The sequence below is a fragment of the Streptomyces sp. NPDC001922 genome, assembly GCF_042891165.1.
Lineage (GTDB): Bacteria > Actinomycetota > Actinomycetes > Streptomycetales > Streptomycetaceae > Streptomyces.
In genome coordinates this window covers 154,578-179,243 of the sequence record NZ_JBIASV010000007.1, presented here as the reverse complement: position 1 = coordinate 179,243, position 24,666 = coordinate 154,578, and the positions used below count along the sequence as shown (strand labels likewise).

22 protein-coding genes, 2 pseudogenes and 1 riboswitch are annotated in these 24,666 nt (G+C 72.1%); of the genes and pseudogenes, 16 read left to right on the top strand and 8 right to left on the bottom strand.

Features of this window, described 5'->3' with window-relative positions; genetic code table 11:
* Positions 1 to 176 precede the first annotated feature (176 nt).
* Positions 177 to 578 carry a DUF1992 domain-containing protein gene (locus tag ACFYYR_RS14635; protein WP_388851850.1) on the top strand — a complete coding sequence of 134 codons (402 nt, stop codon included), beginning with the start codon at positions 177 to 179 and terminating at the stop codon, positions 576 to 578.
* 96 nt (positions 579 to 674) lie between these two features.
* Here the strand turns inward: ACFYYR_RS14635 and ACFYYR_RS14630 are convergent, their stop codons facing one another.
* Complete coding sequence (locus ACFYYR_RS14630; RefSeq protein WP_388851847.1) at positions 675 to 836, bottom strand: hypothetical protein; 162 nt, start codon at positions 834 to 836, stop codon at positions 675 to 677.
* A 314-nt stretch (positions 837 to 1,150) separates the two neighbouring features.
* Between ACFYYR_RS14630 and ACFYYR_RS14625 the strand changes: the two genes are divergently transcribed.
* Both ACFYYR_RS14625 and ACFYYR_RS14620 read left to right on the top strand, forming a co-directional pair.
* Complete coding sequence (locus tag ACFYYR_RS14625; RefSeq protein ID WP_388851844.1) at positions 1,151 to 2,779, top strand: phospholipase D-like domain-containing protein; 1,629 nt, start codon at positions 1,151 to 1,153, stop codon at positions 2,777 to 2,779.
* A 537-nt stretch (positions 2,780 to 3,316) separates the two neighbouring features.
* Positions 3,317 to 4,651, top strand: coding sequence for a PP2C family protein-serine/threonine phosphatase (locus tag ACFYYR_RS14620; RefSeq protein ID WP_388851841.1), 1,335 nt, complete (start codon positions 3,317 to 3,319; stop codon positions 4,649 to 4,651).
* 215 nt (positions 4,652 to 4,866) lie between these two features.
* Here the strand turns inward: ACFYYR_RS14620 and ACFYYR_RS14615 are convergent, their stop codons facing one another.
* The 3 genes from ACFYYR_RS14615 to ACFYYR_RS14605 form a co-directional block, all read right to left on the bottom strand.
* Positions 4,867 to 5,748: an ABC transporter substrate-binding protein gene (locus ACFYYR_RS14615; RefSeq protein WP_388851838.1), complete on the bottom strand. Its 882-nt coding sequence runs from the start codon at positions 5,746 to 5,748 to the stop codon at positions 4,867 to 4,869.
* Between the two features lie 240 nt (positions 5,749 to 5,988).
* Positions 5,989 to 7,209 carry an FAD-dependent monooxygenase gene (locus tag ACFYYR_RS14610; protein ID WP_388851835.1) on the bottom strand — a complete coding sequence of 407 codons (1,221 nt, stop codon included), beginning with the start codon at positions 7,207 to 7,209 and terminating at the stop codon, positions 5,989 to 5,991.
* A complete protein-coding gene (locus ACFYYR_RS14605) occupies positions 7,206 to 8,603 on the bottom strand; it encodes an MFS transporter (RefSeq protein ID WP_388851832.1) in 1,398 nt (465 codons plus the stop codon). Before ACFYYR_RS14605 ends, ACFYYR_RS14610 begins: the two co-directional genes overlap by 4 nt.
* 300 nt (positions 8,604 to 8,903) lie before the next feature.
* On the opposite strand from ACFYYR_RS14605, the gene ACFYYR_RS14600 reads away from it, so the two are divergent.
* Complete coding sequence (locus ACFYYR_RS14600) at positions 8,904 to 9,536, top strand: TetR/AcrR family transcriptional regulator (protein WP_388851829.1); 633 nt, start codon at positions 8,904 to 8,906, stop codon at positions 9,534 to 9,536.
* A gap of 22 nt (positions 9,537 to 9,558) precedes the next feature.
* Here ACFYYR_RS14600 and ACFYYR_RS14595 read toward each other — a convergent pair whose 3' ends face one another.
* The gene (locus ACFYYR_RS14595) at positions 9,559 to 10,695 is read right to left on the bottom strand and encodes a helix-turn-helix domain-containing protein (protein ID WP_388851826.1); all 1,137 of its coding nucleotides are present in this window, start codon (positions 10,693 to 10,695) and stop codon (positions 9,559 to 9,561) included.
* Between the two features lie 108 nt (positions 10,696 to 10,803).
* Here ACFYYR_RS14595 and ACFYYR_RS14590 point away from each other — a divergent pair.
* The 3 genes and pseudogenes from ACFYYR_RS14590 to ACFYYR_RS14580 form a co-directional block, all read left to right on the top strand.
* Positions 10,804 to 10,917 (top strand): annotated as a pseudogene (locus ACFYYR_RS14590) (ATP-binding protein); the annotation flags it as partial.
* 133 nt (positions 10,918 to 11,050) lie between these two features.
* Positions 11,051 to 11,194: riboswitch (cobalamin riboswitch) on the top strand.
* 179 nt (positions 11,195 to 11,373) lie between these two features.
* Positions 11,374 to 13,704 carry a 5-methyltetrahydropteroyltriglutamate--homocysteine S-methyltransferase gene (gene metE, locus ACFYYR_RS14585; RefSeq protein WP_388851823.1) on the top strand — a complete coding sequence of 777 codons (2,331 nt, stop codon included), beginning with the start codon at positions 11,374 to 11,376 and terminating at the stop codon, positions 13,702 to 13,704.
* A gap of 323 nt (positions 13,705 to 14,027) precedes the next feature.
* Positions 14,028 to 14,672, top strand: a complete 645-nt coding sequence (locus ACFYYR_RS14580; RefSeq protein ID WP_388851819.1) for a LysE family translocator — start codon at positions 14,028 to 14,030, stop codon at positions 14,670 to 14,672.
* A gap of 452 nt (positions 14,673 to 15,124) precedes the next feature.
* Here ACFYYR_RS14580 and ACFYYR_RS14575 read toward each other — a convergent pair whose 3' ends face one another.
* Positions 15,125 to 15,646: a GNAT family N-acetyltransferase gene (locus tag ACFYYR_RS14575; RefSeq protein WP_388851817.1), complete on the bottom strand. Its 522-nt coding sequence runs from the start codon at positions 15,644 to 15,646 to the stop codon at positions 15,125 to 15,127.
* Positions 15,643 to 16,908 carry an XRE family transcriptional regulator gene (locus ACFYYR_RS14570; protein WP_388851815.1) on the bottom strand — a complete coding sequence of 422 codons (1,266 nt, stop codon included), beginning with the start codon at positions 16,906 to 16,908 and terminating at the stop codon, positions 15,643 to 15,645. Before ACFYYR_RS14570 ends, ACFYYR_RS14575 begins: the two co-directional genes overlap by 4 nt.
* A 227-nt stretch (positions 16,909 to 17,135) precedes the next feature.
* Here ACFYYR_RS14570 and ACFYYR_RS14565 point away from each other — a divergent pair, with 227 nt between their 5' ends.
* The 8 genes and pseudogenes from ACFYYR_RS14565 (at position 17,136) to ACFYYR_RS14530 (ending at position 22,918) form a co-directional block, all read left to right on the top strand.
* Complete coding sequence (locus tag ACFYYR_RS14565) at positions 17,136 to 17,549, top strand: ATP-binding protein (protein WP_388851813.1); 414 nt, start codon at positions 17,136 to 17,138, stop codon at positions 17,547 to 17,549.
* On the top strand, positions 17,546 to 17,746 hold the full coding sequence (locus ACFYYR_RS14560; protein ID WP_388851810.1) for a hypothetical protein: 201 nt from the start codon (positions 17,546 to 17,548) through the stop codon (positions 17,744 to 17,746). The genes ACFYYR_RS14565 and ACFYYR_RS14560 overlap by 4 nt, the downstream gene beginning before the upstream one ends.
* A gap of 75 nt (positions 17,747 to 17,821) precedes the next feature.
* Positions 17,822 to 18,250 (top strand): annotated as a pseudogene (locus ACFYYR_RS14555) (GntR family transcriptional regulator); the annotation flags it as partial.
* Positions 18,250 to 18,690 (top strand): transcriptional regulator, encoded by a 441-nt coding sequence (locus ACFYYR_RS14550; RefSeq protein WP_388851807.1) that lies wholly within the window; start codon positions 18,250 to 18,252, stop codon positions 18,688 to 18,690. The pseudogene ACFYYR_RS14555 and the gene ACFYYR_RS14550, both read left to right, overlap by 1 nt.
* A gap of 36 nt (positions 18,691 to 18,726) precedes the next feature.
* Positions 18,727 to 19,395 (top strand): hypothetical protein, encoded by a 669-nt coding sequence (locus ACFYYR_RS14545; RefSeq protein ID WP_388851804.1) that lies wholly within the window; start codon positions 18,727 to 18,729, stop codon positions 19,393 to 19,395.
* 107 nt (positions 19,396 to 19,502) lie between these two features.
* Entirely contained in the window at positions 19,503 to 20,267 is a 765-nt protein-coding gene (locus tag ACFYYR_RS14540) for a DsbA family protein (protein ID WP_388851801.1), read from the top strand.
* Entirely contained in the window at positions 20,264 to 21,088 is an 825-nt protein-coding gene (locus ACFYYR_RS14535; protein ID WP_388851798.1) for a cytochrome c biogenesis CcdA family protein, read from the top strand. Before ACFYYR_RS14540 ends, ACFYYR_RS14535 begins: the two co-directional genes overlap by 4 nt.
* Positions 21,089 to 21,406: 318 nt before the next feature.
* Entirely contained in the window at positions 21,407 to 22,918 is a 1,512-nt protein-coding gene (locus ACFYYR_RS14530; RefSeq protein ID WP_388851794.1) for an FAD-binding protein, read from the top strand.
* A gap of 78 nt (positions 22,919 to 22,996) precedes the next feature.
* On the opposite strand, the gene ribA is transcribed toward ACFYYR_RS14530, so the two are convergent.
* A complete protein-coding gene (gene ribA / locus ACFYYR_RS14525) occupies positions 22,997 to 23,650 on the bottom strand; it encodes a GTP cyclohydrolase II (protein ID WP_388851791.1) in 654 nt (217 codons plus the stop codon).
* A 217-nt stretch (positions 23,651 to 23,867) separates the two neighbouring features.
* Here ribA and ACFYYR_RS14520 point away from each other — a divergent pair, with 217 nt between their 5' ends.
* Positions 23,868 to 24,605 carry a creatininase family protein gene (locus tag ACFYYR_RS14520; protein WP_388851789.1) on the top strand — a complete coding sequence of 246 codons (738 nt, stop codon included), beginning with the start codon at positions 23,868 to 23,870 and terminating at the stop codon, positions 24,603 to 24,605.
* The last annotated feature ends 61 nt before the right edge of the window (positions 24,606 to 24,666 follow it).

Genomic DNA, 24,666 nt, shown 5'->3' with positions numbered 1-24,666 from the left:
CGGCGTCCCGGCAAGATGCTCGCGGAGCCGGTGGCCCCCGGGGCCGGCACCGGCCGGGTCCTAGACTTGGGGCCGTACCGGCTTCGGCCGCGCACGACCCGCCTGGAGCCGCACCAGAGCGCCGAGCCCGCAGCACCGAGCTCGAGCACCACGGAGCCCAGAGGGAGAGCCGTACAGTGACCGAACGCAAGCCCCCCGGTGTCAGCTTCGAGTCGTGGACGGACCGGCAGATCCGCGAGGCGGCGGACCGCGGCGACTTCGCCGACCTCCCCGGCTTCGGGAAGCCCCTCCCCGGTCTCGACCGGCCGTATGACGACATGTGGTGGGTCAAGGAGAAGATGCGCCGGGAGAACCTGTCGTACCTGCCGCCGGCGCTCACCCTGCGCAAGGAGGCGGAGGACGCACTGGAAGCGGTCTCGCGGGCGCGCACCGAGGCCGAGGTCCGGCGCATCCTCGGCGAGGTCAACGAGAAGATCCGGGAGGCGCTCCGGCGGCCGCCCGCCGGGCCACCGCTCAGCCTGACCCCGTTCGACGTGGACGACGTGGTGCGCACCTGGCGGGAAGGGCGCCGGGACTGACCGCCGCCGCGGCGTCCGGGCGGTGGAATGCCGTCGTCCGGCCGGCGCCGTACCGGTGTCCGCCGACGCCCCGCCTCCGGTGTCCGTCGGCCACTGTCAGCGTGCCGGGGCGGCCGGCGGCGGGGAGAGCGGGACCGGCGGCGTCCGCAGGGCGGTGAAGACCGACCACACCACCGAGACCAGCGGGACGGCGACGACGGCCCCGAGCACCCCGGCGGTGACACTGCCGCAGATCTCGGCGGCCGGGCCCGGGGCCATACGCCGCCTCCGGCCGCGCGCCGTGCCGCCGACGGTCCGGGAGAACCGGACGGTGACCGGTACGGCCGGACGCACCGGACCGGTCCGGGCGCGGCCCGCCCGGACGCCCGGGTGCCGGCCCCCTCGGCGCGGCACCGGCCTGCGACACCGCCCTGTCCGTTGTTCCTTCAACTTCCTTGGTGGAGCGTGTAGTTGACTCTTTTCGTGGGCCAACCCGGCGTCCCGGCGGAATCGGTGACCCGGTACCTTCTGTCCATCCCGAGCAGGCCCTCAGCGGCCGTTCGGGCCGATTCCCACCGTAAGAAGGAAAGTTCTTGGCCCATCACCGGCTCCGCCGCCTGATACCGACGTCCGTCGTGCTGACGACCGTGCTCACGGCGTTCCCGACGGCTTCGGCGCAGGCGGCGGACACACCCCCCACCCCCCATCTGGACTCGATCGAGAAGTCGCTCCGCGAGACCTCCCCCGGGCTCGAAGGCTCGGTCTGGCAGCGCACGGACGGCAACCGGCTGGACGCCCCGGCGGGCGATCCGTCGGGCTGGCTCCTGCAGACCCCCGGCTGCTGGGGCGACGCCGCGTGCAAGGACCGCGCGGGAACCCGGAAGCTGCTCGACCGGATGACCCGGAACATCGCCGAGGCGAAGCACACCGTGGACATCTCGTCGCTGGCGCCGTTTCCCAACGGCGGTTTCCAGGACGCCATCGTCGCCGGCCTCAAGAAGTCGGTCGCGGCGGGGCACTCCCCCCGCGTCCGGGTCCTGGTCGGCGCCGCGCCGGTCTACCACCTCAACGTGCTCCCGTCCCGCTACCGGGACGAGCTGATCGACAAGCTCGGCCCGGCAGCGGAGAAGGTCACGCTGAACGTCGCGTCGATGACCACCTCCAAGGCGTCGCTCTCCTGGAACCACTCCAAGCTCCTCGTGGTCGACGGCAGGACGGCGGTCACCGGCGGCATCAACGGCTGGAAGGACGACTACCTCGACACCACGCATCCGGTGTCGGACGTCGACATGGCGCTGAGCGGGCCCGCGGCGCGCTCGGCGGGCGCGTACCTGGACACGCTGTGGGGCTGGACCTGCGACAACGCGTCGCGTCCCAGCAAGGTCTGGCTCGCCACCTCCCGGGGCGCCTCCTGCATGCCGTCGCTGGAGAAGGAGCAGGGCGCGGAGGAGCAGGGCGCCTCGCCCGCGCAGGCCCCGGGCGACGTCCCGGTCCTCGCGGTCGGCGGCCTGGGCGTCGGCATCAAGGAGTCCGACCCGTCCTCCGGTTACCACCCGGACCTGCCCACCGCCCCCGACACGACGTGCTCCCTGGGGCTGCACGACAACACCAACGCCGACCGGGACTACGACACGGTCAACCCGGAGGGGAACGCGCTGCGTGCGCTCATCGCGAGTGCGCGCAGCCACGTCGAGATCTCGCAGCAGGATCTCAACGCCACCTGTCCCCCGCTGCCCCGCTACGACCTGAGGGTCTACGACGCGCTCGCCGCCAAGCTGGCGGACGGGGTGAAGGTCCGGATCGTGGTCAGCGATCCCGCCAACCGCGGGGCCGTGGGCAGCGGAGGCTACTCGCAGATCAAGTCCCTGGACGAGATCAGCGACATCCTCCGCAAGCGGCTGGCCGTGCGCACCGGTGACGACGGCGAGGCGTCGCGGACGATGTGCCGGAACCTCCAGCTGGCGTCCTTCCGCAGCTCTCCGGCGAGCACCTGGGGCGACGGCAAGCCGCAGGCGCTGCACCACAAGCTGGTCTCGGTGGACGACTCGGCGTTCTACATCGGCTCCAAGAACCTCTACCCGGCATGGCTGCAGGACTTCGGCTACATCGTCGAGAGCCCGGCGGCGGCGAAGCAGCTGAAGAGCGAGCTGCTGGCACCGGAGTGGAAGTACTCCCAGGAGACCGCGACGGTCGACGCCGAGCGCGGCATCTGCCCGGGCTGAGGCCCGGACAGGACTCCCGGACCCCGGACCGGGGGCCGGGAGCGGCGTCCTTCGGGCATCGCGGGGCCGGACGGCTCCGCGATGCCCGCGGCCGGGACGGGGCGGTCCGTACACGGCCGTTCCGGCCCGGCGGTCCGGTGGCGGGGCGCGGCCGCGTTCCGCTCCGCGCGGGGCGGCGTGCCGGTGCGGTACCGGACGATCCGGTACCGCACCGGTTCTCCGCCACGATGCCGGTGCACATACCACGTTTGACCGAGACGTCCCGGATGCATAGTCATTTTCGGTCAGGCAACGTCGCATTTCTGCCGACCAGGGTCACGATCCTGTCCACATGTCTACGCATCTCGCGTCGAATCCGCCGGTGCGCGGTCACCGGGCCGCACCACGACCAGGGCCGAGAAGAATACGAGCCGCGACCGGTGGGCCGGATCCGGCCCACCGGTCGCCCCGTCGTCGGCGATCACGGTCCGATAGCCTTCGTGACCTGGATGTCCGCGGCACCACGATGAGCGGCCGACACCGCTTCGGAGAGGAAGCATGAGCGAGCAGGAGAACGCGGACGGAGAAGACGAGGATCTGCGCCTGCACCGGGGGAACCTCGCGTCCGACCTGCAACTGGCGAGCATGCAGCTCTCCGAGTTCGCACGGGCCCAGGGCCGGCTGCGCGGCCTGCTCGACGCCGTCCTGGCCGTCAGCCGGGACCTGGAACTCGCCGTGGTGCTGCGCCGCGTGGTGACCACGGCCATGGAACTCGCCGGCGCCACCTACGGGGCGCTGGGCGTCCTGGACGAGGACGGCGCCGGGCTGGCGGAGTTCATCCCCGTCGGCCTCGACGAGAAGGAGCTCGACGCCCTGGCAGGCGTGGACCTGCCGCAGGGGCACGGGCTGCTGCGGCTGCTGATCGAGGACCCCCGGCCGCTGCGGGTGGCGCGCATCGCGGAGCACCCCCAGGCGGCGGGTTTCCCGCCGGGCCACCCGCCGATGCGAAGCCTGCTGGGCGTCGCCATCCGGGTGCGCGACCAGGTCTACGGCAACATCTACCTGTCCGACCGGCGCGACGGCCGGCCGTTCGACGCCGACGACGAAGCGGTGGTCGTGGCGCTCGCCGGTGCGGCCGGTATCGCCATCGAGAACGCCCGGCTGTACAGCCGGCTCCGGTACGGTGCCGAGCAGTTCCAGCGGCTGCTGCTGCCGCGGCTGCCCGACCTGACGCCGTTCACCTCCTGGGCCATGTACCGGCCGGCCGCCGACCCCAGCCTGCTCGGCGGCGACTGGTACGACGCACTGGTCCTCCCCGACGGGGCGCGCGCCATGGCGGTGGGGGACGTGATGGGCCACGACGTGCGGGCGGCCGCGGCCATGGCCCAGGTCCGCAACATGCTGCGGGCACTCGCGTTCGACCGCGGAGCCCTGCCGAGCGAGGTGCTCACCCGGCTCGACCAGGCGTGGGAGGCCATGGGTGAGTCCTCCATGGCCACCGTGTGCCTCACCCGTATCGAGCCCCGGACCGGGGGCGGCTGGAACCTGTGCTGGAGCAACGCGGGCCACATCCCGCCGCTGCTGGTGACCCGGGAGGGGGACGCCCGCTACCTGGAAGCCGAGGCGGACGCCCCGCTCGGGGTCGACACGGGGCTCCCGCGCCACGACCACCGGCACCTCCTGCCGGCCGGCAGCACGGTGCTGATGTTCACCGACGGACTGGTGGAACGGCCGGGACAGGATCTCGGCGTCGGCCTCAAAGCGGTGGCCGAGGCGGCCGCCGCCCACGCCGACGACAGCCTGGGGAAGCTCTGCCGGGCCGTGTCGACCGCCCAGCCGGACGACGGCCCGGACGATGTCGCCCTCCTGGCCCTGCGGGCACCCGCGGAGTGACGGCCGCCCGGCGGGCCGCCCGCACGGCGGCCTCTCCTCGGGCCGGTGGCCTCTCCCGGTGCCGGCGGTGTGCGCGCTGAACGCGTCCCCGCTCATCCACGCACGACGGGGCGCCCCCCGGGTCCGCCCGGCCGTGGGGGAACCGGGCGGGCACCCGTCCGGCCTACGGAGTCCGCACACGGCTCACGGCCTCATGCCTCATGGCCGCACCGCCCTCACGCCGATGCCCAGGCCTGGAGCGCGTCGGCCACCGTCTCGAAGAAGAGCGCGTGCGCGATGTGGCTGCACGGGATCTCGGGGTTCCACGGCACGTGCTGGGCGCGGGCCGCGATCTCCTGCCAGCCGTCGATCCTGCGCAGCTGGTCGACCGGCAGCGCGTTGGCCCGGGAGTCGGTCAGCACGATGTCGGGCCGCAGGGACGCCGCGGTGGCCCAGTCGACGGTGGACCAGTTGGCTCCCGGCCCCGCCTCCGGCTCCACCATGCCGACCCCGCGGTCGGCGAGGGCCCGCAGATCGCGCCAGGCCGACGGCCGGGCGAGGTGCACGCTGTCCGGCCCGGCGGGCGACAGCGCCACGACCCGGGCGGACCCGGCATCGCCCGCCGCCGTGCGCAGCCGCAGGTGTGCGCGGTCGAGTTCGCCGGCTGCGGCCGGGCTCCCCGGCGCGCCGAGCGAGCGGGCCAGCTCGGTGAACCGGTCACGGACGTCGGCGAGCGACCGGCCCTGCCCCACGTCGAGGACGACCACCGGAACGCGTTCCTCCAGACCCTTCGCCACCTCCGGCGCCAGGCCGTAGACCTGGTCGCCCCCGTAGGCGACCGCCACCACCAGGTCCGGCGCGGCCCGGAGCAGGGAGTCCACGCCGAGCCGGTCGCCGGAGCCGAGGTAGTCGATCTCCTCCAGGGGCAGCGCGCCGGCCTTGGCCGGATCGGGGCCGTCGCCGTCGTGGTTGGAGCCGAAGATCCCCGTCGGCTGGATGCCGTGGTCGCTCAGAGTCGCCCCGGCCTGTATGTAGGCGACCACGGTCGCCGGTGTCCGCCGGGCCGCCGCCACCCGGCCGCGGTCGTCGGTGAATGTCCACTCGGTGCTGTGTGCCATGCGCCCCACCCCAACTCTCGCTGTTCGATGTCTCCGGAGAGCATCACCGTCTGCCTGCCCTGGAGGTTCATCGTTCACTCATTCAGCTGGTCACTGAGGCAGTTTCCCTGGCGAATCCGTGTGTTGGTGCCGATCCGACCGGGTGCGTGATGGGCAGGTGGCCTGTGTTCCGGGCCCCGAGGCGACACCGATCGTCTCTCCCCCAGTGCCCGAGCCGACGGGGTGCGCGGGTGCCCGGGCTCACGTCATGGGCATGAATGCGGGCAGGGCGAGGGCCGAATGGGCCGGTCGTCCCTCTGCGGAGGGCATGGCGCTGAGATTGCGCAGCATGGCGTTGCGCTGCTCCAGGGCCCGGGCAGTCGTCGGGAAGAGGGTGGCATCGCCCTCGCCGACCTGGTCCTGGTTCAGGGTCACGAACTCACGGGTGTGGTGTTCGTAGGCGGCGAAGCCCGCGGCGTGGTCCCGGTCGGCCAGGGAACCGGCGAGCATGTACGCGCCGACGAGCGCGAGGCTGGAGCCCTGTCCGGTGAGGAACGAGGGTGCGTACGCGGCGTCGCCCACCAGCGCGACCCTGCCGCTGGACCAGCGGGGCATGCGGATCTGGCTGACCACGTCGAAGAACAGGTCATCCGCGTCGTGCATGGCGGCGACCATCCCCGGGACCTCCCATCCCGCGTCGGCGAAGACCGCGGCGACCAGGTCCCGTTGGGCCTCAGGGTTCCGGAACGCGTCGAACGGGGGTTCCGGGCGGGCGAAGTTCAGGAAGGCGTGCACGTCGTCGTTGTCCCCCACGGCGTAGAGTGCCGCGGCCCTGCCCGGGGTGTTCCACATCATGAGCTCGTGGGAGAGCCCGAAGGTGTTGCGCATGGTGAATCCGGCGAAGCAGTAGCCGAGATACCGGTGGAACTGCTCTTCGGGGCCGAACAGGAACTCGCGGGTACGTGAGTGCAGGCCGTCCGCTCCGAACACCACGTCGAACGTACGCCTGCTGCCCCCGCGGAAGGCGACATCGACCCCGTGGCCGGACTGGTCGAGGGTGTCGATGGAGTCGTCGAACAAGAACTCCACGTCGTCACGGACCGCCGCGTAGAGAGCGTCGGTCAGATCCCCGCGCCGCACCTCCAGGTCCTGCCCCGCGACACCGCCGGTGACGATGTGCGGGTTGACCGAGGCCGCCACGCTGCCGTCCGCTTCGAGGAAGGTGAGCCGGCGCACGTCGATGTGCGCGTCCTGCAGTCGCGGCAGGATTCCCATCCTCCGGACCACTTCGAGTGCGGTGCCGCGCACGTCGATGGGGTAACCACCGTCACGAAGCGTGCTCGCCTTCTCGACCACCGTGACCGCGAATCCGTAGCGGTTCAGCCAGAACGCGAGGGCGGGCCCCGCGACGCTTGCCCCGGATATCAGGGCCGTGCGCCTCTGCGGGGTACGGACATCCCTCAACTGCGCGGTGCGGCTCATTCCTTGACTCCTTTGCTCATGGTGCGGGCGACGAGCAGGGACAGCGCCGTGACGACGCCGGCGATGACGAAGCCGGTGACGAAGGCCGATTCGGCCGGGACATCCGACCCGGAAGGGGTCCCGGCGGTGAGGAGCGCACCACCCAGCTGGACACCCACCGCGAAGCCGAGCACGCGAGTCACCAGGACCAGGCTGGTGGCGATGCCGGTGTCGCCTCGATCGACGGATGTGGCGGTGCCGGTCACCATCGCCGTGACGCACAGGCCGTTGGCGAGCGAGATCATCATCTTGCCGATGACGAGGTGCCAGATCTCGGTGTGCACGGCTGCCAGGGCGATCAGGGCGGCGGCCATGATGACGACCCCGGCGGTGACCACGGCACGCGAGCCGAAACGCCGCGCCCCGATCCCACCGACCGGCCCGGCCAGCGACGCGGCCACGGCGCCGGGCAGCAGGAAGAAACCGATCTCGGTGGCACTGGCCCCGAATCCGTACGCGCCGGCGGACACCGCGAACAGCTGCGGGACGAGATGGACGGCCACCGAGGTACCCACGCAGATCACGAACGTCAGCACACACGACTTCCACACCGCCGGCCGGGCCAGCATGCGCAGATCGACCATCGGCGCGGCCGCACGACGCTCAACGGCGATCCATCCGGTCACGCAAGCGGCCAGCACCACGACGAGGGCGCCGAGTACGAGTGGCTGCGCCCCGAGGTCGGGTGCCAGCGCGAGCACCAGCATGAGCGTGACCAGCGTTCCGCTCAAGAGAACCAGGCCGGGCCAGTCGATCCCGGCGTCGTCCGACCGGCCCGGCGGATCATGCGGCATCAGCCTGTTCACCAGCAGGGTGGACCCGATGACCGCGATCGTCGGCAGCGCGAACATCCAGTGCCGGGACAGCCCTTCCGCCACGGGCCCGGCCGACAGCGTTCCCGCCATCCCGCCCCCCACGAACAAGCCGCTGACCACCCCGATGGCCACCTTCGACTCTCCCTCGGGGAGGTGTGCGCGCACCAGGATGAACGACAGGGGCAGCGCGCCCACCATCGCTCCCTGCAGCACCTGACCGAGCAGCAGCACCGGCAGGTTCGGCGCCAGGGCGGACACCAGACCACCGGCCGAGACCACCGCCATCAGCCGGATCAGGACCCGTTTCCCGCCGTAGCGGTCGCCGAACCTGCCTGCGACCGGTGTGACGAGCGCGCCGGTGATGAGGAGCACGATGCTGAGTAACGCCCCTTCGGCCGGACTCATGTCCAGCTCGCGTTGCAGGAGCGGGAGCGTCGGCGTCACCACCGACTCCAGGGCACCGGTGGCGACGGCCAGCATGCCGAGGGCCCCGACAGCGGCCCTCCCGATGCGGACCGGTGGAGCCAGAGTTGCGGTCATCGACGTCCTTCCGTCATTGCCGGGCGAGCAGGGCCGGCGGCCATACGCGTGGCGCTGTATCCGTGCCGGGTCCGGCACGGATACAGCGGCCCCTCACGCGGGGTCGCAGTGTGCTCGGTGCTTTGCGCTTGGTGCCTTGAGGACAGGTCCGAGGCCGTCCGCCGGGGTGAACCCGGGGCAGCGGCAGGCGAGTCGGCGCAGGGACGGCTCTGCCGGGCGGAGCCGGTGCACGAGTGCGCCACGCCCTACGATGCGACACTACACTACACCGTGCAGTGTAGGACGGTTAGGATGTTGCCCATGGCGACCACGAAGACACTGCGCGAGGGGTCCGCGGTGAAGCGGGCCGCCATCCTCTCGGCGGCCCGGGAACTGTTCCTCGCCGACGGCTTCGACCGGACCAGCGTCGACGCGGTCGCCGCCCGGGCCGAGGTGTCCAAGCGAACGGTCTACGACTACTTCGGCGACAAGCGGACGCTGCTGCAAGCAGTCGTCGACGCCACCGGCCAGTCAATGATCACCACGATCCGGCGCACCCTCGACGAGACCCTCACCGACCTCACCGAGCCTGTCGATCTCGAGGACGCCCTGGTCACGTTCTCGATGCGCATCTCGACCGACATGCTCGGCTCGGCGGAGTACGCAACGCTGCAACGACTGGTCCGGGGGGAGTCAGGCCACCTGCCGCACCGGGGCTACAACCCCATGGCCGACACCCCCGAGGAGGCTCTTGCCGAGCGGCTCGCCGCCTTCGCCGCCGCGGGGCTGCTCGCCGTCCCCGACCCCCGGCTCGCAGCCGACCAGTTCATCGCGCTGACCTTCGGCGTCGCGCTGGACAGGCTCGGTTCCGCGAATGCCGCGGAGGACACCCGCGTCCGGCCACTCGTCGTCGAGGGAGTGCGGACCTTCCTCCGGGCGTACCGAACCACGTAGGCGTGGCCGGCCCACACCCGCCCTACCCGGCTGCCGCCACTTCGCGGGCGGTGTCCGCGAGCCACGACGGGGCGTCGCAGTCGATGGCGCGCAGCGTGGACCGGAGGCGGACACGGGTCCGGGACGACGTGACCGTGCGCAGGACCGGTTCCAGCCGGAGGAGCGGCGCTTCGGCATCCCGCCACGCACCGAGCTGCACCAAGGCGGTCAGCTCCGCGAGCACATTGCCGAACTCCCGGCGGCCCCCGCCTCCCCTGGAACCTTCCGAACTCCGCTGAAGGTGCGGCAGCGCCGCGCGCGGGTCCCCGAGGCTCAGCAGTGCCTCGCCGGTGTGCAGCTCCACTTCGGTGCTGTCGATCCACCACGTGAACGCGGGGTCGTTGGCCTGTATCGAATCCTGGAGACCCCCTGTGGCTCGCTCCAGAGCGTCCAGCGCCCGGCTCCGGTCTCCGGCCTGCGCAAGGCTCCGTGCACGCCGTACGCGAGCCATGAGCGCCACACGGCCGGGTACCTCACGGCCGGTCAGCATCTCGTCCGTGATCGCCACAGCCTCACCGGCACGGCCGGTGTGCACGTCGATCATGGCGATCAGGTCCAGGATGAACCACTCCAGCGGGGCGTCACCGGCGAGGCGGGCCAGGGTGTGCGCCTCCGCGAGCGTGGCGCGCGCCTCACGGAACCGGGCCGCGTCGTGGAGCAGCCACCCGGCCACTTCCCCGATCTCCGCCACCTGTGCGAGGTGCTGCTTGTCGTCGCCGGTGATCCGGCCCCGTTCGGCCTCCCACACCTGTACGGCGGCGTCCGCCACATGGTCCCCACCGTGGCGGTTGTCATGCGCGAGCAGCCATCCCACGGCGTCCTGCACGTAGGTGTCCGGCTCACGGCCGGCGCAGACCCGCGGCTCGGCTTCGCCCCGGGCCCGCGCGGCTTCCCGCTCCAGGCCGTCCAGTGGCACCCCGAGCACATGCGCGAGCGGTGGTAACCAAGCGGCCGGGATGCGCCCGCCGCGCTCCCACCGGGAGACCTCGTGACGCGTCAAGGTGGTGATCCCGGCAGTGACGCACAACCGGAGCGCCAGCGAGCGCTGCGAGAGACCCGCGCGCTTGCGCAGGCCCGCCAGATGGGCGCCGAACCGGGCGCGTCCCGCTTGGTCGTTCATGCAGTGCCTCCCTGCGACCAAGCTACTCGTCCTGGCCCCTCCCCTGGCCTCCCGTGCGGCCCGTCCCCTCGATCGGGAACGCCGGTTACCTGAACGCACAGCGCCACGGATGAGAGCGGGCGCGGCCTCGCACTGGTGGGGGCGCTGGCGGAGGCCTGGGGGACCGACCCACTGCCCTGGGGCAAGCGGGTGTGGGCCGAGTGCGCTCGGAAGAACGACTGACTCCGGCCCGTTGCGGCCTCGTCCGGAAGCCGCGCACGCCGGTCCGGCAGGTGAACGGTGCTGACCGCGGCGCCGGACGGGACTAGGGTGGCCGGTGCAGCTGGTTCGCCCTGTCCGCCAGGCGGGGCGTCGCAAGAGGGAACCCGGTGGGAATCCGGGACTGCCCCGCAGCGGTGAGTGGGAACGACCGCCGTCATACGCACTGGGTCCGACGGGCCTGGGAAGCGACGGCCAGTAGGGGTCTGCCCGGCAGACGTGCCCGCGAGTCCGAAGACCTGCCCGTTGCCCGTGCGCCCACCCGGCGCGCGGAGATCCCGGTGACCTCGAGGGCGGGTCGGCGTACGGAAGCAGGCGGGTACCGCGGCAGCACCGCGTACGGCCTGCCGTCCGGTCGTCCCTTCGCGCCCTCGGCCCGTGCCGGGGTCCCCCAGGAGCACACTCGCGAAGGAGAGTTCTGTGACCAGCACATCCGCAGCCGCCACCGCACGGGCCACCGTGCACGGCTACCCGCGGCAGGGCCCGGACCGGGAACTGAAGAAGGCCGTCGAGGGCTACTGGAAGGGCACGATCACCGCCGGCGCCCTGCACGACACCGCGGCCGGGCTGCGCCGGTCCCAGTGGCGGCAGCTCGCCGAGGCGGGCCTGGACGAGGTGCCCACCGGCGGCTTCTCGTACTACGACCACGTCCTGGACACCAGCGTCATGGTCGGCGCGATTCCCGCCCGGCACCGCGCGGCCGTCGAGGCCGACGCGCTGGACGGCTACTTCGCGATGGCGCGCGGCACTCAGGACGTCGCGCCGCTGGAGATGACCAAGTGGTTCGACACCAACTACCACTACCTGGTGCCGGAACTGGGCCCGGACACGGTGTTCACCGCCGACCCCGGCAAGCAGACGGCAGAACTGCGGGAGGCCCTGGCCCTCGGCCTCGCCGCCCGTCCGGTGCTCGTCGGACCGGTCACCTATCTGCTGCTGGCCAAGCCCGGACCGGAGGTGCCGGACGACTTCGATCCGCTCACCCTGCTGGACCGGCTGCTCCCGGTCTACGCCGAGGTGCTCGCCGCGCTGCGGGCCGCCGGGGCGGAATGGGTCCAGCTGGACGAGCCCGCGCTGGTCCAGGACCGCACCCCGGCCGAGCTGAACGCCGCCGCCCGCGCCTACCGGGAGCTCGGTGGCACGGCGGACCGGCCGAAGCTGCTGGTGGCCTCGTACTTCGACCGGCTGGGCGAGGCGCTTCCGGTGCTCGCCAAGGCACCGGTCGAGGGGCTGGCCCTGGACTTCACCGGCACCGCCGCCGGCAACCTGGAGGATCTGGCGGCGGTCGGCGGGCTGCCCGGCAAGCGGCTGGTGGCCGGTGTGGTGAACGGCCGCAATGTGTGGATCAACGACCTCGGGGCGTCCCTGACGACGCTGGGCACCCTGCTCGGCCTCGCCGGCCGGGTGGACGTCGCGTCCTCCTGCTCACTGCTGCACGTGCCGCTGGACGCCGCGGCCGAGCGGGACATCGATCCGCAGATCGCCCGCTGGCTCGCGTTCGCCCGGCAGAAGACCGCCGAGATCGTCACCCTGGCCCGCGGGCTGACGCACGGCACCGGTGCCATCACCGCCGAACTCGCCGCCAACCGTGCGGACCTGGCCTCCCGCACCGGCTCGCCCCTCACCCGCGACCCGGCCGTACGCGCCCGCGCCGCGGCCCTCACGGATGCCGACGGCCGGCGGTCCGCGTCGTACCCGGAGCGCTCGGCCGTCCAACGGGCCCAGCTGGGGCTGCCGTTGCTGCCGACCACCACCATCGGCTCGTTCCCGCAGACGGGCGAGCTGCGCACGGCACGCGCCGCGCTGCGCGCCGGCCGCATCGACGGCGAGGCGTACGACAAGCGCATCGCGGCCGAGATCCAGGAAGTGATCGCCTTCCAGGAGCGGGCCGGAATCGACGTGCTGGTGCACGGTGAGCCCGAACGCAACGACATGGTGCAGTACTTCGCCGAGCGGCTGAGCGGCTACCTGGCCACCCGGCACGGCTGGGTGCAGTCCTACGGCACCCGCTACGTCCGTCCGCCGGTCCTGGCCGGCGACATCTCCCGGCCGGAGCCGATGACGGTCCGCTGGACCCACTACGCGCAGTCCCTCACCGAGCGTCCCGTCAAGGGCATGCTGACCGGCCCGGTCACCATGCTCGCCTGGTCCTTCGTCCGCGACGACCAGCCGCGCGCCGAGACCGCCCGCCAGGTCGCCCTCGCCCTCCGCGAGGAGGTGCAGGACCTGGAGGCGGCCGGGACTTCGGTGATCCAGGTGGACGAACCGGCGCTGCGCGAGACGCTGCCGCTGCGCTCGGCCGACCGGCCGGAGTACCTCGCCTGGGCCACCGAGGCCTTCCGGCTCGCGACCGGCGGGGTCCGTCCGGACACCCAGATCCACACCCATATGTGCTACGCCGAGTTCGGTGACATCATCCGGGCCATCGACGACCTGGACGCCGATGTGATCAGCCTGGAGGCCGCCCGCTCCCATATGCAGGTCGCCGGGGAGCTCGCCGCCGCGGGCTACCCGCGGGAGGTCGGGCCGGGCGTCTACGACATCCACTCGCCCCGCGTCCCGGACGTGGCGGAGGCGGCGGGCCTGCTCCGCCGGGGACTCGACGCGATCCCGGCCGGACGGCTCTGGGTCAACCCGGACTGCGGGCTGAAGACCCGCGGCTGGGCGGAGGTCCGGGCGTCACTGGAGAACCTGGTCGCTGCGGCCCGCGAGGTCCGGGACGGGCTGCCGGCGACGACCACGGAGTCCTGACCGGGGCCCGGCCGGAGGGTGGTGCCGGATGCCCTGGTGTCCGGCACCGCCCGCGGACCGCGGGACCGGAGGAGCCGCTCCGGTCCTCCATGCCGTCCTGGGCTGACCGGCTTCGCCGCCACAGCCCTGGACGAGGTCCAGGGCCTCGACGATCGTCCTGATCTCCGGGTGCCTCGTCACCGCCGGCAGCACTCGCCGGGCGCTTCGGCTCGCCGGCTCGCAGCTCGCAGCATCACATATCAGCATGTGGGTGAGCCTGGAGCCGGTATTCCATCGTCTGTTTGAATGAGCCGTCGGCAGCCATTCCAGGAGGTGACGGACACATGGTGTCCACGGAGAGCATCCTCGCGTTCGCGACGATGTCGCTACTGGTGATCGTGATACCGGGGCCGAGCGTGCTGTTCGTGATCGGCAGGGCTCTCGCACACGGCCGCCGTACCGCGCTCGCGACAGTTCTCGGCAACCTGATCGGCTCGTACGTCCTGGTGGTCGCCGTGGCGTGGGGCCTCGGCGCGCTGGTGGAGACCTCGGCGGCGGTATTCATGGGCGTGAAGCTGGCCGGCGCGGCCTATCTCGTCCTTCTCGGCGTGCAGGCGTTCCGCCACCGCAAGGAGATGCGCGCGGCGAACTTCGAGGCGCCCGCGGGCGAGCATCGCAGTGATCTCCGCACAGTCCTGGACGGCATTTTCGTGGGCGTCACCAACCCCAAGGGCCTCGTCTTCTTCGCGGCGGTACTGCCCCAGTTCGTGGACCACGCCGCGGGCCACGTTCCCTCCCAGATGATGGTGTTGGGCCTGGTCCCGGTGGGCATCGGCATGATCACGGACACTCTCTGGGGCCTGGGTGCCTCGGCAGCCCGTTCCTGGTTCGCCCGCTCGGACCGTCGTCTCTCCATGGTCGGCGGGGCGGGCGGCTGCGCGATGATCGGCCTGGGAGTGACGGTGGCAGCGACGGGCAGGGCGGACTAGGTTCTGTCCGGCCGGCCATGAGCGGAGCCGGATGACGATGGCTGCGGCGGTGTCTGTACCGAGGAAGACATGACCTCGCCTCGCCCCCGCACCGGGACCGTCAGGAGACCGGTCGTCGGCTCCGGCGCCCCGCTCTGTACGACCCGCGGCGCCCCGGACGACTGTCCCACCGGCGCCCGGTCAGCGCCGGCATCCTTGCCCACGCTGCCGCGCTGACCAGCGTGACCGCACCCAGTCCGGTGTCCTTCCTGCGTCTGACGCCCAACCGCCGGAGCACCGGCGGGGTGTTCCTGGCCGAGCGCATCACGCCGCAGGCCGGCGGCCCGCACGCCGGATGCTCAGGAACACGAACGACGCGGCACGCCCCCTTCTCGGATCGGCCTCGCCAAGCGACGGTGACCGCTTGTCGTGGCCTGCCCTCCAGGACCCTGGGCGGACCGAGAAGCCTCTGCTCAGATCAGCGGCAGGTCCACGAGCATCACGGCGAACACCGGGGAGTCCGGGAACGGCTGGTCCTCCCCCACCTTCCGGTACCCCCAGGACTCGTACAGCACTTGGACCTTCGGGTGCGTCACATCCACCAGCAGCGCGGCGAGGTGTTCGGTCCGGGCCTCCATCAGCGCCCGGTGCAGCCGCCCGGCCGCACCCGTCTTCCGCCACCGCTCACGCACCATCAGCTCCGAGAAGTGGAACGTGCGCCCCCTTTCCGGCGCCGGATCCACGTGCTCCCGCCACCACTCGCGGCCCTCGGTACCAGGGGCACCGTAGGCGAAGCCCGCCACCTCATTGCCGTCGTACGCGATGACGCAGGCGAAGTCCGGGTGGCCGCCCCAGTGATCCACGAACCAGGCAAACCGCTGGTTGAACTCGTCCATCTCAGCCGCGTAGACATCGGCGTGTACATCGATCAATGTCTGCCGGTTCTGCGGCACGTCGTGGTGGCTGAAATGGCGCAGCTCCAAGGCTGAGGTCATCGAGCCTGACTCCATTCCGATCGGTAGCGGTCCTTCCACTCCCGCGCGGTGCCGGAGTGCGGCGAAAGCGTGATCAAGTCGCGGCAGAAGTCCCCCAAGCGCGACCTCATGCGGCCTGGCAGAGTGGCGCCCTCCATCAACACGAACACCCGTTCCGCAGTGGCGCATGCCTGGTCGATGTCCCGTTGATGAAGCTGGGTCAGGGCAAGTTGCAGGGTGGCCAACGCGCGGTTCCGGCGGAACCTCTCCGGGATGGCCGCCAAAGCACGGTGTGACGCAGCCTCAGCCCCGGCAGCGTCCCCGGTGCGGTCACGCACGATGGCTGTGATCGCCAGCAGCTCGGCGGGACCGTAGAACGCCACCCAGGAAGGCCGTGGAGTATCCGCAGATGCCTTGCCCAACGCCTCTTCGGCGCACCCCAGCGACCTCAGAGCTCCTCGTCTGTCCCCGGCGTTGGAGTACCCGATGGCCGTGCGCGCGTGGGCGAGGGAAGCGAACAGCGGGTCCCGGCGGGTTACGGCTGTCGCCTGGGCGGCTTGCGCAGCGCTCACCGCTCGGGCATGGTCCCGCTGCTGCCCAGCTGCCATGGCGTACAGGTTCCACACATCCAGCTCCGCGATGGAATCCTGTGCCATGCCCGCCAGGTACAGCGCCCGGTTCAGGTGGCCCTGTGCGCGGTCGCTCCGGCGAGCATCCACGGCCGACCATGCCGCGGCAGTCGTGAATTCGGCGGCCACACTGAACAGGCGCTGTCGGATCCGTTGGGAGGCCGCCCGCTTCTGGAGGTCCAGCGCCTCGGCGGCACCCGCGAGCGCGGCCCGTTCCAGTGCCTCGTGACCTCCTCTGGCGGCGTCCAACGCCGTCAGGGCGTCCAGGCCACTGCGGAGGCGCATCACGTCGGTGGTGCCGACTGCGTAGGGCCGGGCCGCGACCAGGGGCACGGCTGCTGCCGTGACCCCGGTGGTGGCGGTCAGGAAGTTCCTGCGGTGCACAGGGTCCTCCGTCCTGGTAGGGCTCGGTCGGCCCGCCGGAGGGGTGAAGCCCAGCACCTCGGCGGTACGGCCGAATACGGCCTCCAGTGCTTCGCGCTGCCGAGGGTGGGGCCAGCGGGTCTTTCCGGTCAGCCAGTGGCGCACCGTGCGGTCGCTCACGGCGCCTTCCCTGCCGAGGGACCGAAGGTAGTCGTTCACGGCCTCCGCCAACTCGACCTGTGTCAGACCCGCTTCATCGAGCCCGGCCGCCAACTGCTCGTTCGCCTGCACGTCTTCACGGTAGCGAGGTGGCCGGGACCACGGCGCCGGACCGGCCATGAAATTTCCGGTTTCCCGCACTGCACGTCGCAGCGACCTTTCCTCACAGTCCGTCACAGTCCGTCGTTCACTGAGTGACAGGCCGCCGTCGAAGGGACAGCTCGGCGGCCGGCCGGAGTGGCCCGTGCCCGCCCCCGTCGGGGCGGGCCGCACCGCCCGATCACTGACGAGGGTTCCTGATGAACGTGACCACCACCTCCCGCGCGACCGGACACCCCGGATACAGCGAGACCCTGCCGCGCGAGCCCGGGAGCGCCGCCACCGCCCGGCGCCTGGTGCGCGTCGCACTGGCCGCCTGGGGCCTGGACGACGTGGCCGAGGACGGCGCTGTGATCGTCTCCGAGCTGGTGTCCAACGCCGTCCGGCACGCGCGGCGCGAGAGCATCCGTGTGATGGTCGAGCGCACCGCCGTGCGAACCGTCCGGGTGGCCGTCGCGGACTTCTCCCGTGCGCGGCCCGTACCGCGGGCCCCCGGGAACGGCGAAGAGGGCGGGCGCGGCCTGTTCCTCGTGGCGGCACTGGCGGCCGCCTGGGGCACGGACGAGCGGCAGTGGGGCAAGGTCGTGTGGGCGGACGTCGAGGGACGGGGATGAGCGTCGTGCGGCGGACCCCCTGGGTGGGCGACCCGGTCCAGGACGAGGACGCCGACCGGTGCGGTGTCGTCACGGACGTGCGCGGTGGCGCGCTGTGGGTGTTGCGGCCTGAGCACGGGGCGGGGCAGTGGACCTCGGAGCATCCGGAGCGGCTGACCGTGGTGACGCCCCGCGACGAGATCCAGGACCGGCTGTAGGTGCGCGAGAGGTCCCGGCACGGCGACGGTCGCCCGCCGAATCGGCCGCTCGTGCGCATCTGCGACGATCCTTGCGTGGACTACCCCAACGACCAGTCGCCCGGCGCCCCCGTGCGGTCGGGCATCCCCGAGCACGGACGCGTACCGAAGTACTACGCCGTCAAGACCCGGCTGAGCACGCTCATCGACGAGCTGGGTGAAGGGCAGACCCTGCCGACCGAGCGCGACCTCTCCGTGCAGTACGCGGTCTCGCGCGAGACCGTGCGGCAGGCACTGCGCGATCTGCTCCTCGAAGGGCGGCTGCGGCGGATGGGGCGGGGGACGGTCGTCGCGGGCCCCAAACTGGAGCAGCCGCTCTCCCTGGCCAGCTACACCGAGGGTGTGCGGCGCCAGGGCCGCCGCCCGGGCCGCACCCTGATCTCCCTCGACCGTTTCCCCTGCCCCGCCGGGCTCGCCGACGAGACCGGTCTCACGCTCGGCGAACCCGTCTGGGAGCGGAGTCGGTGCCCTTCGACGCCGACGACCTGCCCGGATACGCCGGCGCGATCTTCGATCACCTGGTGGCGCACCCCGATCTGATGCGCCTGATCACCTGGAAGCAGCTGGAGCGCCCCGGGGCCGCGGAGACGGGGACCGAGGCGTACCGGAAGAAGATCGCCGCCGTGACCGCGGCGCAGCGAACGGGCCGGATCGACCCGGCGCACGATCCGGCCGATGTCCTCGCCATGGTGCTGGCCGTCGCCCAGGCCTCGTTCACCACGGCGGTCGCACCGGCGGCCACCGGATCCGGGACGCCCTGGGAGGGGGCACGGCTGGCGGCGCACCGGGCGGCCGTCACCGACGCGGTGCGCCGCTTCGTCGCGCCGGGGCAGGAGCAGCGTCCGGGACGGGACCGAAGCGTTGCCGGGGACCCGCTCGTGCCCCCGCCGGGCGGGAGTCGGTAGCATTCCGGAGCAATTCCCCCTGGACGAGGACGGCTCATGAGCACCACCCCGGCACGACGGCGCGCGACCGCCGTCGTCGTGGGTGTGCTGCTGGCGCTGACCGGGGTGCTGCTGTGCAAGCCGTGGCTACCGGTCGGCCCCCAACAGGCCGCCGCAGCCCCGGTCGACGCAGCCCCGGCCGGCACAGCTCCGACCGCCGCGGGCCCGGCCACTGCGGTCCCGGCCACTGCGGTCCCGGCCTTCGCACCGCGGGTCGGCAGCGACCCGGCCGACGCAGACAGGGGCGGGGGCGAGGACGGCGGGGTGGCCCCGGACCAGTGGGCCGACCGCCTTCCGGAGGATCTCCAACAGCCGTCACCGGACGGCGATGCACGCCGCCACGGCCCCCGGGCCGCGGCGCACGAGCGCGCGGCTCCGGCAACGGCCCCGTTCCGCACCGATGCCGACGACTCCACCCGCATCGACGACGCCACCGGACTCGACGGCTCCGGCGCACCGGGCTGTCAGGAACGGGACCGGGACACCGGCTCCCAGCCCGCCGTGCCGCCCCGCAGCGTCCCCTCGTACGACCATGTGTCGCTGCTGGCGGAACGGCCCTCGCCCGACTGCCGGACCGTGCTGAGCGTGGTGCACACCCGGCCGGCCGTGACCGCCGCGCCGCTCACCGCGCCCACCCCGGTCGAACTCTCGGTGCTACGGGTGTAGACGACGCCGGGCGGCCCCCGCCCGTGCCTTCGTCCCCCGTACTTTCCCGGTGCGCGCGGCGCTCAGCGCTCGCGTGCTCCGTCCTGCACCCCTGAGGAGATCCTCATATGGCTCCGGCCACCCCCTCCGGTCGCAAGACCTCCCGGCGCGGCATCGTCATCGGCATCGGTGTCGCGTTCGCCGCGCTGCTGCTCGGCTTTCTGTCCCAGTTCGCCACCGGCTCGCCGGACGGCGGCGGCGCCGGCGACGCTGCTTCCGACACTGCCGGATCCTCCGGGTCCGAGGCGGACACCTATGCCCAACTGGCGAAGCTGGCCCGCCGCGACCCCGGCGACAAGCTGGCGCAGGGCCGCGCGGACGCTCCCGTGGTCATGATCGAGTACGCGGACTTCGGCTGCTCGTTCTGCGGGAAGTTCGCCCGCGACACCGAACCCGGCCTGGTGAAGAAGTACGTCGACCGCGGTGTGCTCCGCATCGAGTGGCGCAATCTGCCCATCTTCGGCAAGGCCTCCGAGCGGGCCGCGCGCGCCTCCTGGGCAGCCGGCCGGCAGGGCCGGTTCTGGGAGTTCCACAAGGCGGCCTACGCGGATGAGGACTCCAAGGCCAAGGGCTTCGGCGCGGAGCGGCTCGACGCGCTGGCCCGCGAGGCGGGCGTGGACGACCTGAAGCGGTTCCGGAACGACCTCGACAGCGCGGCGGCGCGGAAGGCCGTGCGCCGCGACCAGCAGGAGGGCTACCGGCTCGGCGCCTCCAGCACGCCGTCGTTCCTGGTCAACGGGCATCCCATCGCCGGGGCCCAGCCGCCGGAGGCGTTCGCCCAGGCGATCGACGCGGCGCGGGAGGCGGCGGGCCGGAAGGCGGCTGGGAAGTGACCGACATCGGCTACCTCGCGGCGTTCCTCGGCGGGCTGCTGGCGCTGCTGAGCCCGTGCAGCGCCCTGCTGCTGCCCGCGTTCTTCGCCTACTCGATCGACTCGGCGTCCCGGCTGCTGGCCCGGACCGGCATCTTCTACCTGGGGCTGGCGACGACGCTGGTGCCGCTGGGTGCCGCGGGTTCGCTGGCCGGGCGGCTCTTCTACGGGCACCGGGACCAGTTGGTCACCGCGGGCGGCTGGCTGATCATCGCCCTCGGCGCCGCCCAGATCCTGGGGCTGGGCTTCGCGTCCCGGAGGCTGCAGGCCGCGTCCGGGCGGATCCGGCCGACGACCGCGCTGTCCGTCTACGCGCTCGGCGCGGTCTACGGGCTGGCGGGTTTCTGCGCGGGACCCATCCTCGGCAGCGTGCTGACCGTGGCGGCGGTGCACGGCAGTCCGGCGTACGGCGGTGCGCTGCTGGCGGTGTACGCGCTCGGCATGGCGATGCCGCTGTTCCTGCTGGCGCTGCTCTGGGAGCGCTTCGACCTGGGCCGTCGCCGCTGGCTGCGGGGTCGCCCGCTGCGCGTCGGGCGGCTGGAACTGCACACCACGTCCCTGCTGTCGGGAGCCTTCTTCATCCTGCTGGGCACGGTCTTCCTGGTGTACGACGGCACGTCCGCACTGCCCGGACTGCTCGGCGTGGACGACTCCTACGAGGCCGAGCGGTGGGCACAGCGGGTCGGGACCGCCGTCCCGGACGGTCTGCTGCTGGCCGGGATCGTGGCGGCCGTGCTGGTCGTGCTGCTGGTCCGGGGGCTGCGGAGCCGCAGGGAGCAGTAACCCGGGCCCGCCGACGGGCCGATGGGACTCGGGCCGCTCGTTCCGCCGATGCGCGTACGGGCGGCCCGGCTCCTGGACGTCCGACTCCGGGGGCCCGGCTCCTTGACGTCCGGCTCCGTGGGGCCCGGCTCCTCGGGGCCCGGCTCCGCGAGGCCTGGTTTCCGGGCCGATGATCGGTGCGGCCGTCCGCCGCTCAGGAGACGGCCGTTCGTCGATCGGGTGATGTCCGGCCGGCAGGCCGTGGCTCGCCCGTCGCGGCGGGAGCGAGCCGGGAGACTGCTCCCGCATCGATGGTCACGCTGTGAGGTGGGTGGGCAAATGCGGCCGGTCAGCCGACGACGGGTACTCCAGGGCGGTGCGGTCACCGCCACGGCGGTGACGGGCGTGGCGGGCTCCCCGTTCGCCGGTTTCGGCGGGCTGGTCCAGGCCGCTCCGCGCGGGACGGTTCCCGACTCCGCGTGGGAGGAGTTGAACCGGTCGCTGACGGGGACGCTCATCCGGCCGGAGGACGACGGCTACAACACGTGGGGGCACCCGCAGAATCTGCGCTACGACGCGAAGCGGCCGGCGGGCGTGGCGGTCTGCCACACCGCCCGCGATGTCCGGACGGCCGTCCTCTGGGCGGCGCGGACCGGGGTGCACCTGGCCGCCCGCTCCGGGGGCCACAGCTACGGCGGATACTCCGCCACCACCGGGCTGCTGGTGGATCTGGGCCAGCTCGACCGGGTCCGGGTGGACCGGCGGGAGGGCACCGTCACGGTCGGTGCGGGAGCCCGGAACACCGATCTCTACAACGCCCTGCAGCCGTTCGGCGCGGCCCTTTCGGCGGGGCGCTGCCCCACGGTGGGGATCAGCGGGCTGACCCTGGGCGGCGGTTTCGGCTTCAGTTCCCGGATGCTGGGCCTGACCTGCGACAGTCTGCTCCGGACCACGGTGGTGACGGCCGCGGGCAATCTGCTGGAGAGCGACGCGGTCCGGCACTCCGATCTGTTCTGGGCGTGCCGGGGCGGAGGCGGCGGGAACTTCGGCATCAACACCGAGTTCACCTTCCGTACGACCCCGGTCGACCGGGTGTCGGTGTATCAGCTCGACTGGGACTGGGAGGACGTGCCGGCTGCGTTCGCCGCCGTCCAGGCCCTGGTCATGGCGGCGCCGAACGCCTTCTCCTGCCGGATCGGCGGCGGGGCCGCCGGCCGGACCCGGAAGGAGATCCGGTCCCGGCGGACCCTGTCCGCGCTCGGGCAGTACTTCGGTCCGGCGGACGAACTCCGGGAGCTGCTCGACCCGGTGCTGCGTGCCGCACGGCCGCAGCGGGTGCTGATCGAGAACCGGACCTTCTGGCAGGCGAAGGACTTCTTCTACCACAGTGTCCCCAGCGGCCGGTACGCCGTGAGCTCGCGGTACCTCGACCGCCCGCTGCCCGAGCGAGGCGTCGAGGCGTTCGTCGACGCCGTCGACGTCTGGCCCGGCAGTTCGAACCCGGACGGGGCGGGCATGGCGATGTTCGCCTGGGGCGGGGCCATCGGCGACACCGGTCCCCGGGAGACGGCGTTCTGGCACCGCTCGGCCCGCTTCCTGCTCGCCACCGAGACGACCTGGGCGGAGCAGGATCCACCGTCCCTGGTCCGCGCGAACCTCGCCTGGCTGAACGCCCTGAACCACGCCCTGGAACCGTACGACAACGGGTACGCCTACCAGAACTTCATCGATCCGGCGCTGCGGGACTGGAAGCGGGCCTACTACGGCGGCAACTATCCGCGGCTCACCGAGGTGAAGCACGCCTACGACCCCGGGGATCTCTTCCGGTTCCGGCAGAGCATCACGGGCTGACCGCGCGCGGCGGCGCCCCGGACCGGCAGGTCCGGGGCAGGCCCTGCGCCGGCCGGCGGGGCCTCGCACGCCGCGGGGTCACTCGGCCACGCCGTCCAGGTGCGGCAGATAGTGCTCCAGGCGCTCCCGCTTGGCCCGCAGGTAGCGGATGTTCTCCTCGGAGGGCGGCATCAGCAGCGGCACCTGTTCGGCGATCTTGACGCCGTGGCGCAGCAGCGCCTCGCGCTTCAGCGGGTTGTTCGACAGCAGCCGCACGGACCGCACATCGAGGTCGTGCAGCATGTCCGCGGCCACCCGGTAGTCGCGGGCGTCGACCGGGAGCCCGAGGGCGAGATTGGCCTCGACGGTGTCCAGGCCCTCGCTCTGCAGCTTCATCGCCTGGAGCTTGGCCAACAGGCCGATGCCCCGCCCCTCGTGGCCGCGGAGGTAGACGAGGATGCCCCGTCCCTCGGCGGCGATGGCGCGCAGCGCCGCGGTGAGCTGGTCGCCGCACTCGCAATGCGTGGACCCGAAGCCGTCGCCGGTGAGGCACTCCGAATGCACGCGGGTGAGAACCCCCTCCCCTCCCTCCACATCGCCGTATACGAGCGCGACTTGTTCTTCCCCGCTCGCTCGGTCCAGATAGCCTATAGCGAGAAAATCGCCGTGCACGGTAGGCAGTCGGACATTTACCACGCGCTCGGCGCCTTGCGGCCGAGTACTGCCGTCGAACACGACATCACTAACTGTCATGGCGGGATCCTACCTCTGCCGGTAATCGCTCAGCTGTGTAGGCGAACAATGCCATAAGAACGCCAACGAAGCACCCCCGCCATCCAGTTCGGCCGACGTTCCGGCAGGTCCGCGTAGGGTACTCCTGCGGGCGCGTTCGGAAAGGCCGGTTGCGCCCGTTCATTCTGGCCGCCCGGCGGCGGCACCCGCAGCGCAAAGAACGAAAGGCCGGAAAGACATGAGCGGTTCGGGAACGCACGACAGGGCCTCCGGCCTGCTGCCGCAGAGCACCACCGAGGAGGTCCGGGAGCAGCGGCCGGCCGTCGCGGTCCTGCCCGTCGGCAGCTTCGAGCAGCACGGCGCCTACCTCCCGCTGGCGACCGACACGGTCATCGCCTGCACCATCGCACGGGAGATCGCCGCAGCGTACCCGGTGTTGCACCTGCCTCCGGTGACCGTCTCCTGCTCCCACGAGCACGCGGACTGGCCGGGCACGGTGAGCATCTCGGCCGCCACCCTGCACGCCGTCGTGGGGGACATCGCGGCCTCGCTGCGGCGGTCCGGCATCGGATCCTTGATTCTGTTGAACGCTCACGGCGGGAATTACGTACTCCGTAACGTGGTTCAGGAATCTGCCGGCAGTGGCACCCGCATGGCACTTTTCCCGGGACCCGCGGACTGGGATGCCGCGCGGAACCGGGCCGGTGTACAGACGTCCTCGCACAGTGATATGCACGCGGGAGAACTGGAGACGTCCATCCTGCTGCACGCACATCCGGAACTGGTCGGAAGCGGCTATGAATCGGCGGACTGTCTTGCCGACGACCGCCGGCATCTGCTCAGTCTCGGTATGGCTGCCTATACGGAGTCCGGAGTGATCGGCCGTCCTTCCCTGGCGTCCGCGGAGAAGGGAAAGGAGTTGCTGGCCGGTCTCGTCGATTCCTTCGACGAGTACCTCACGCTTCTCACCGCATAGCAGACATTCCCCCCGTCCCGTCCCTTTCGGCGAGGCCCGCGGGCCGCCGGTGACAGGATGC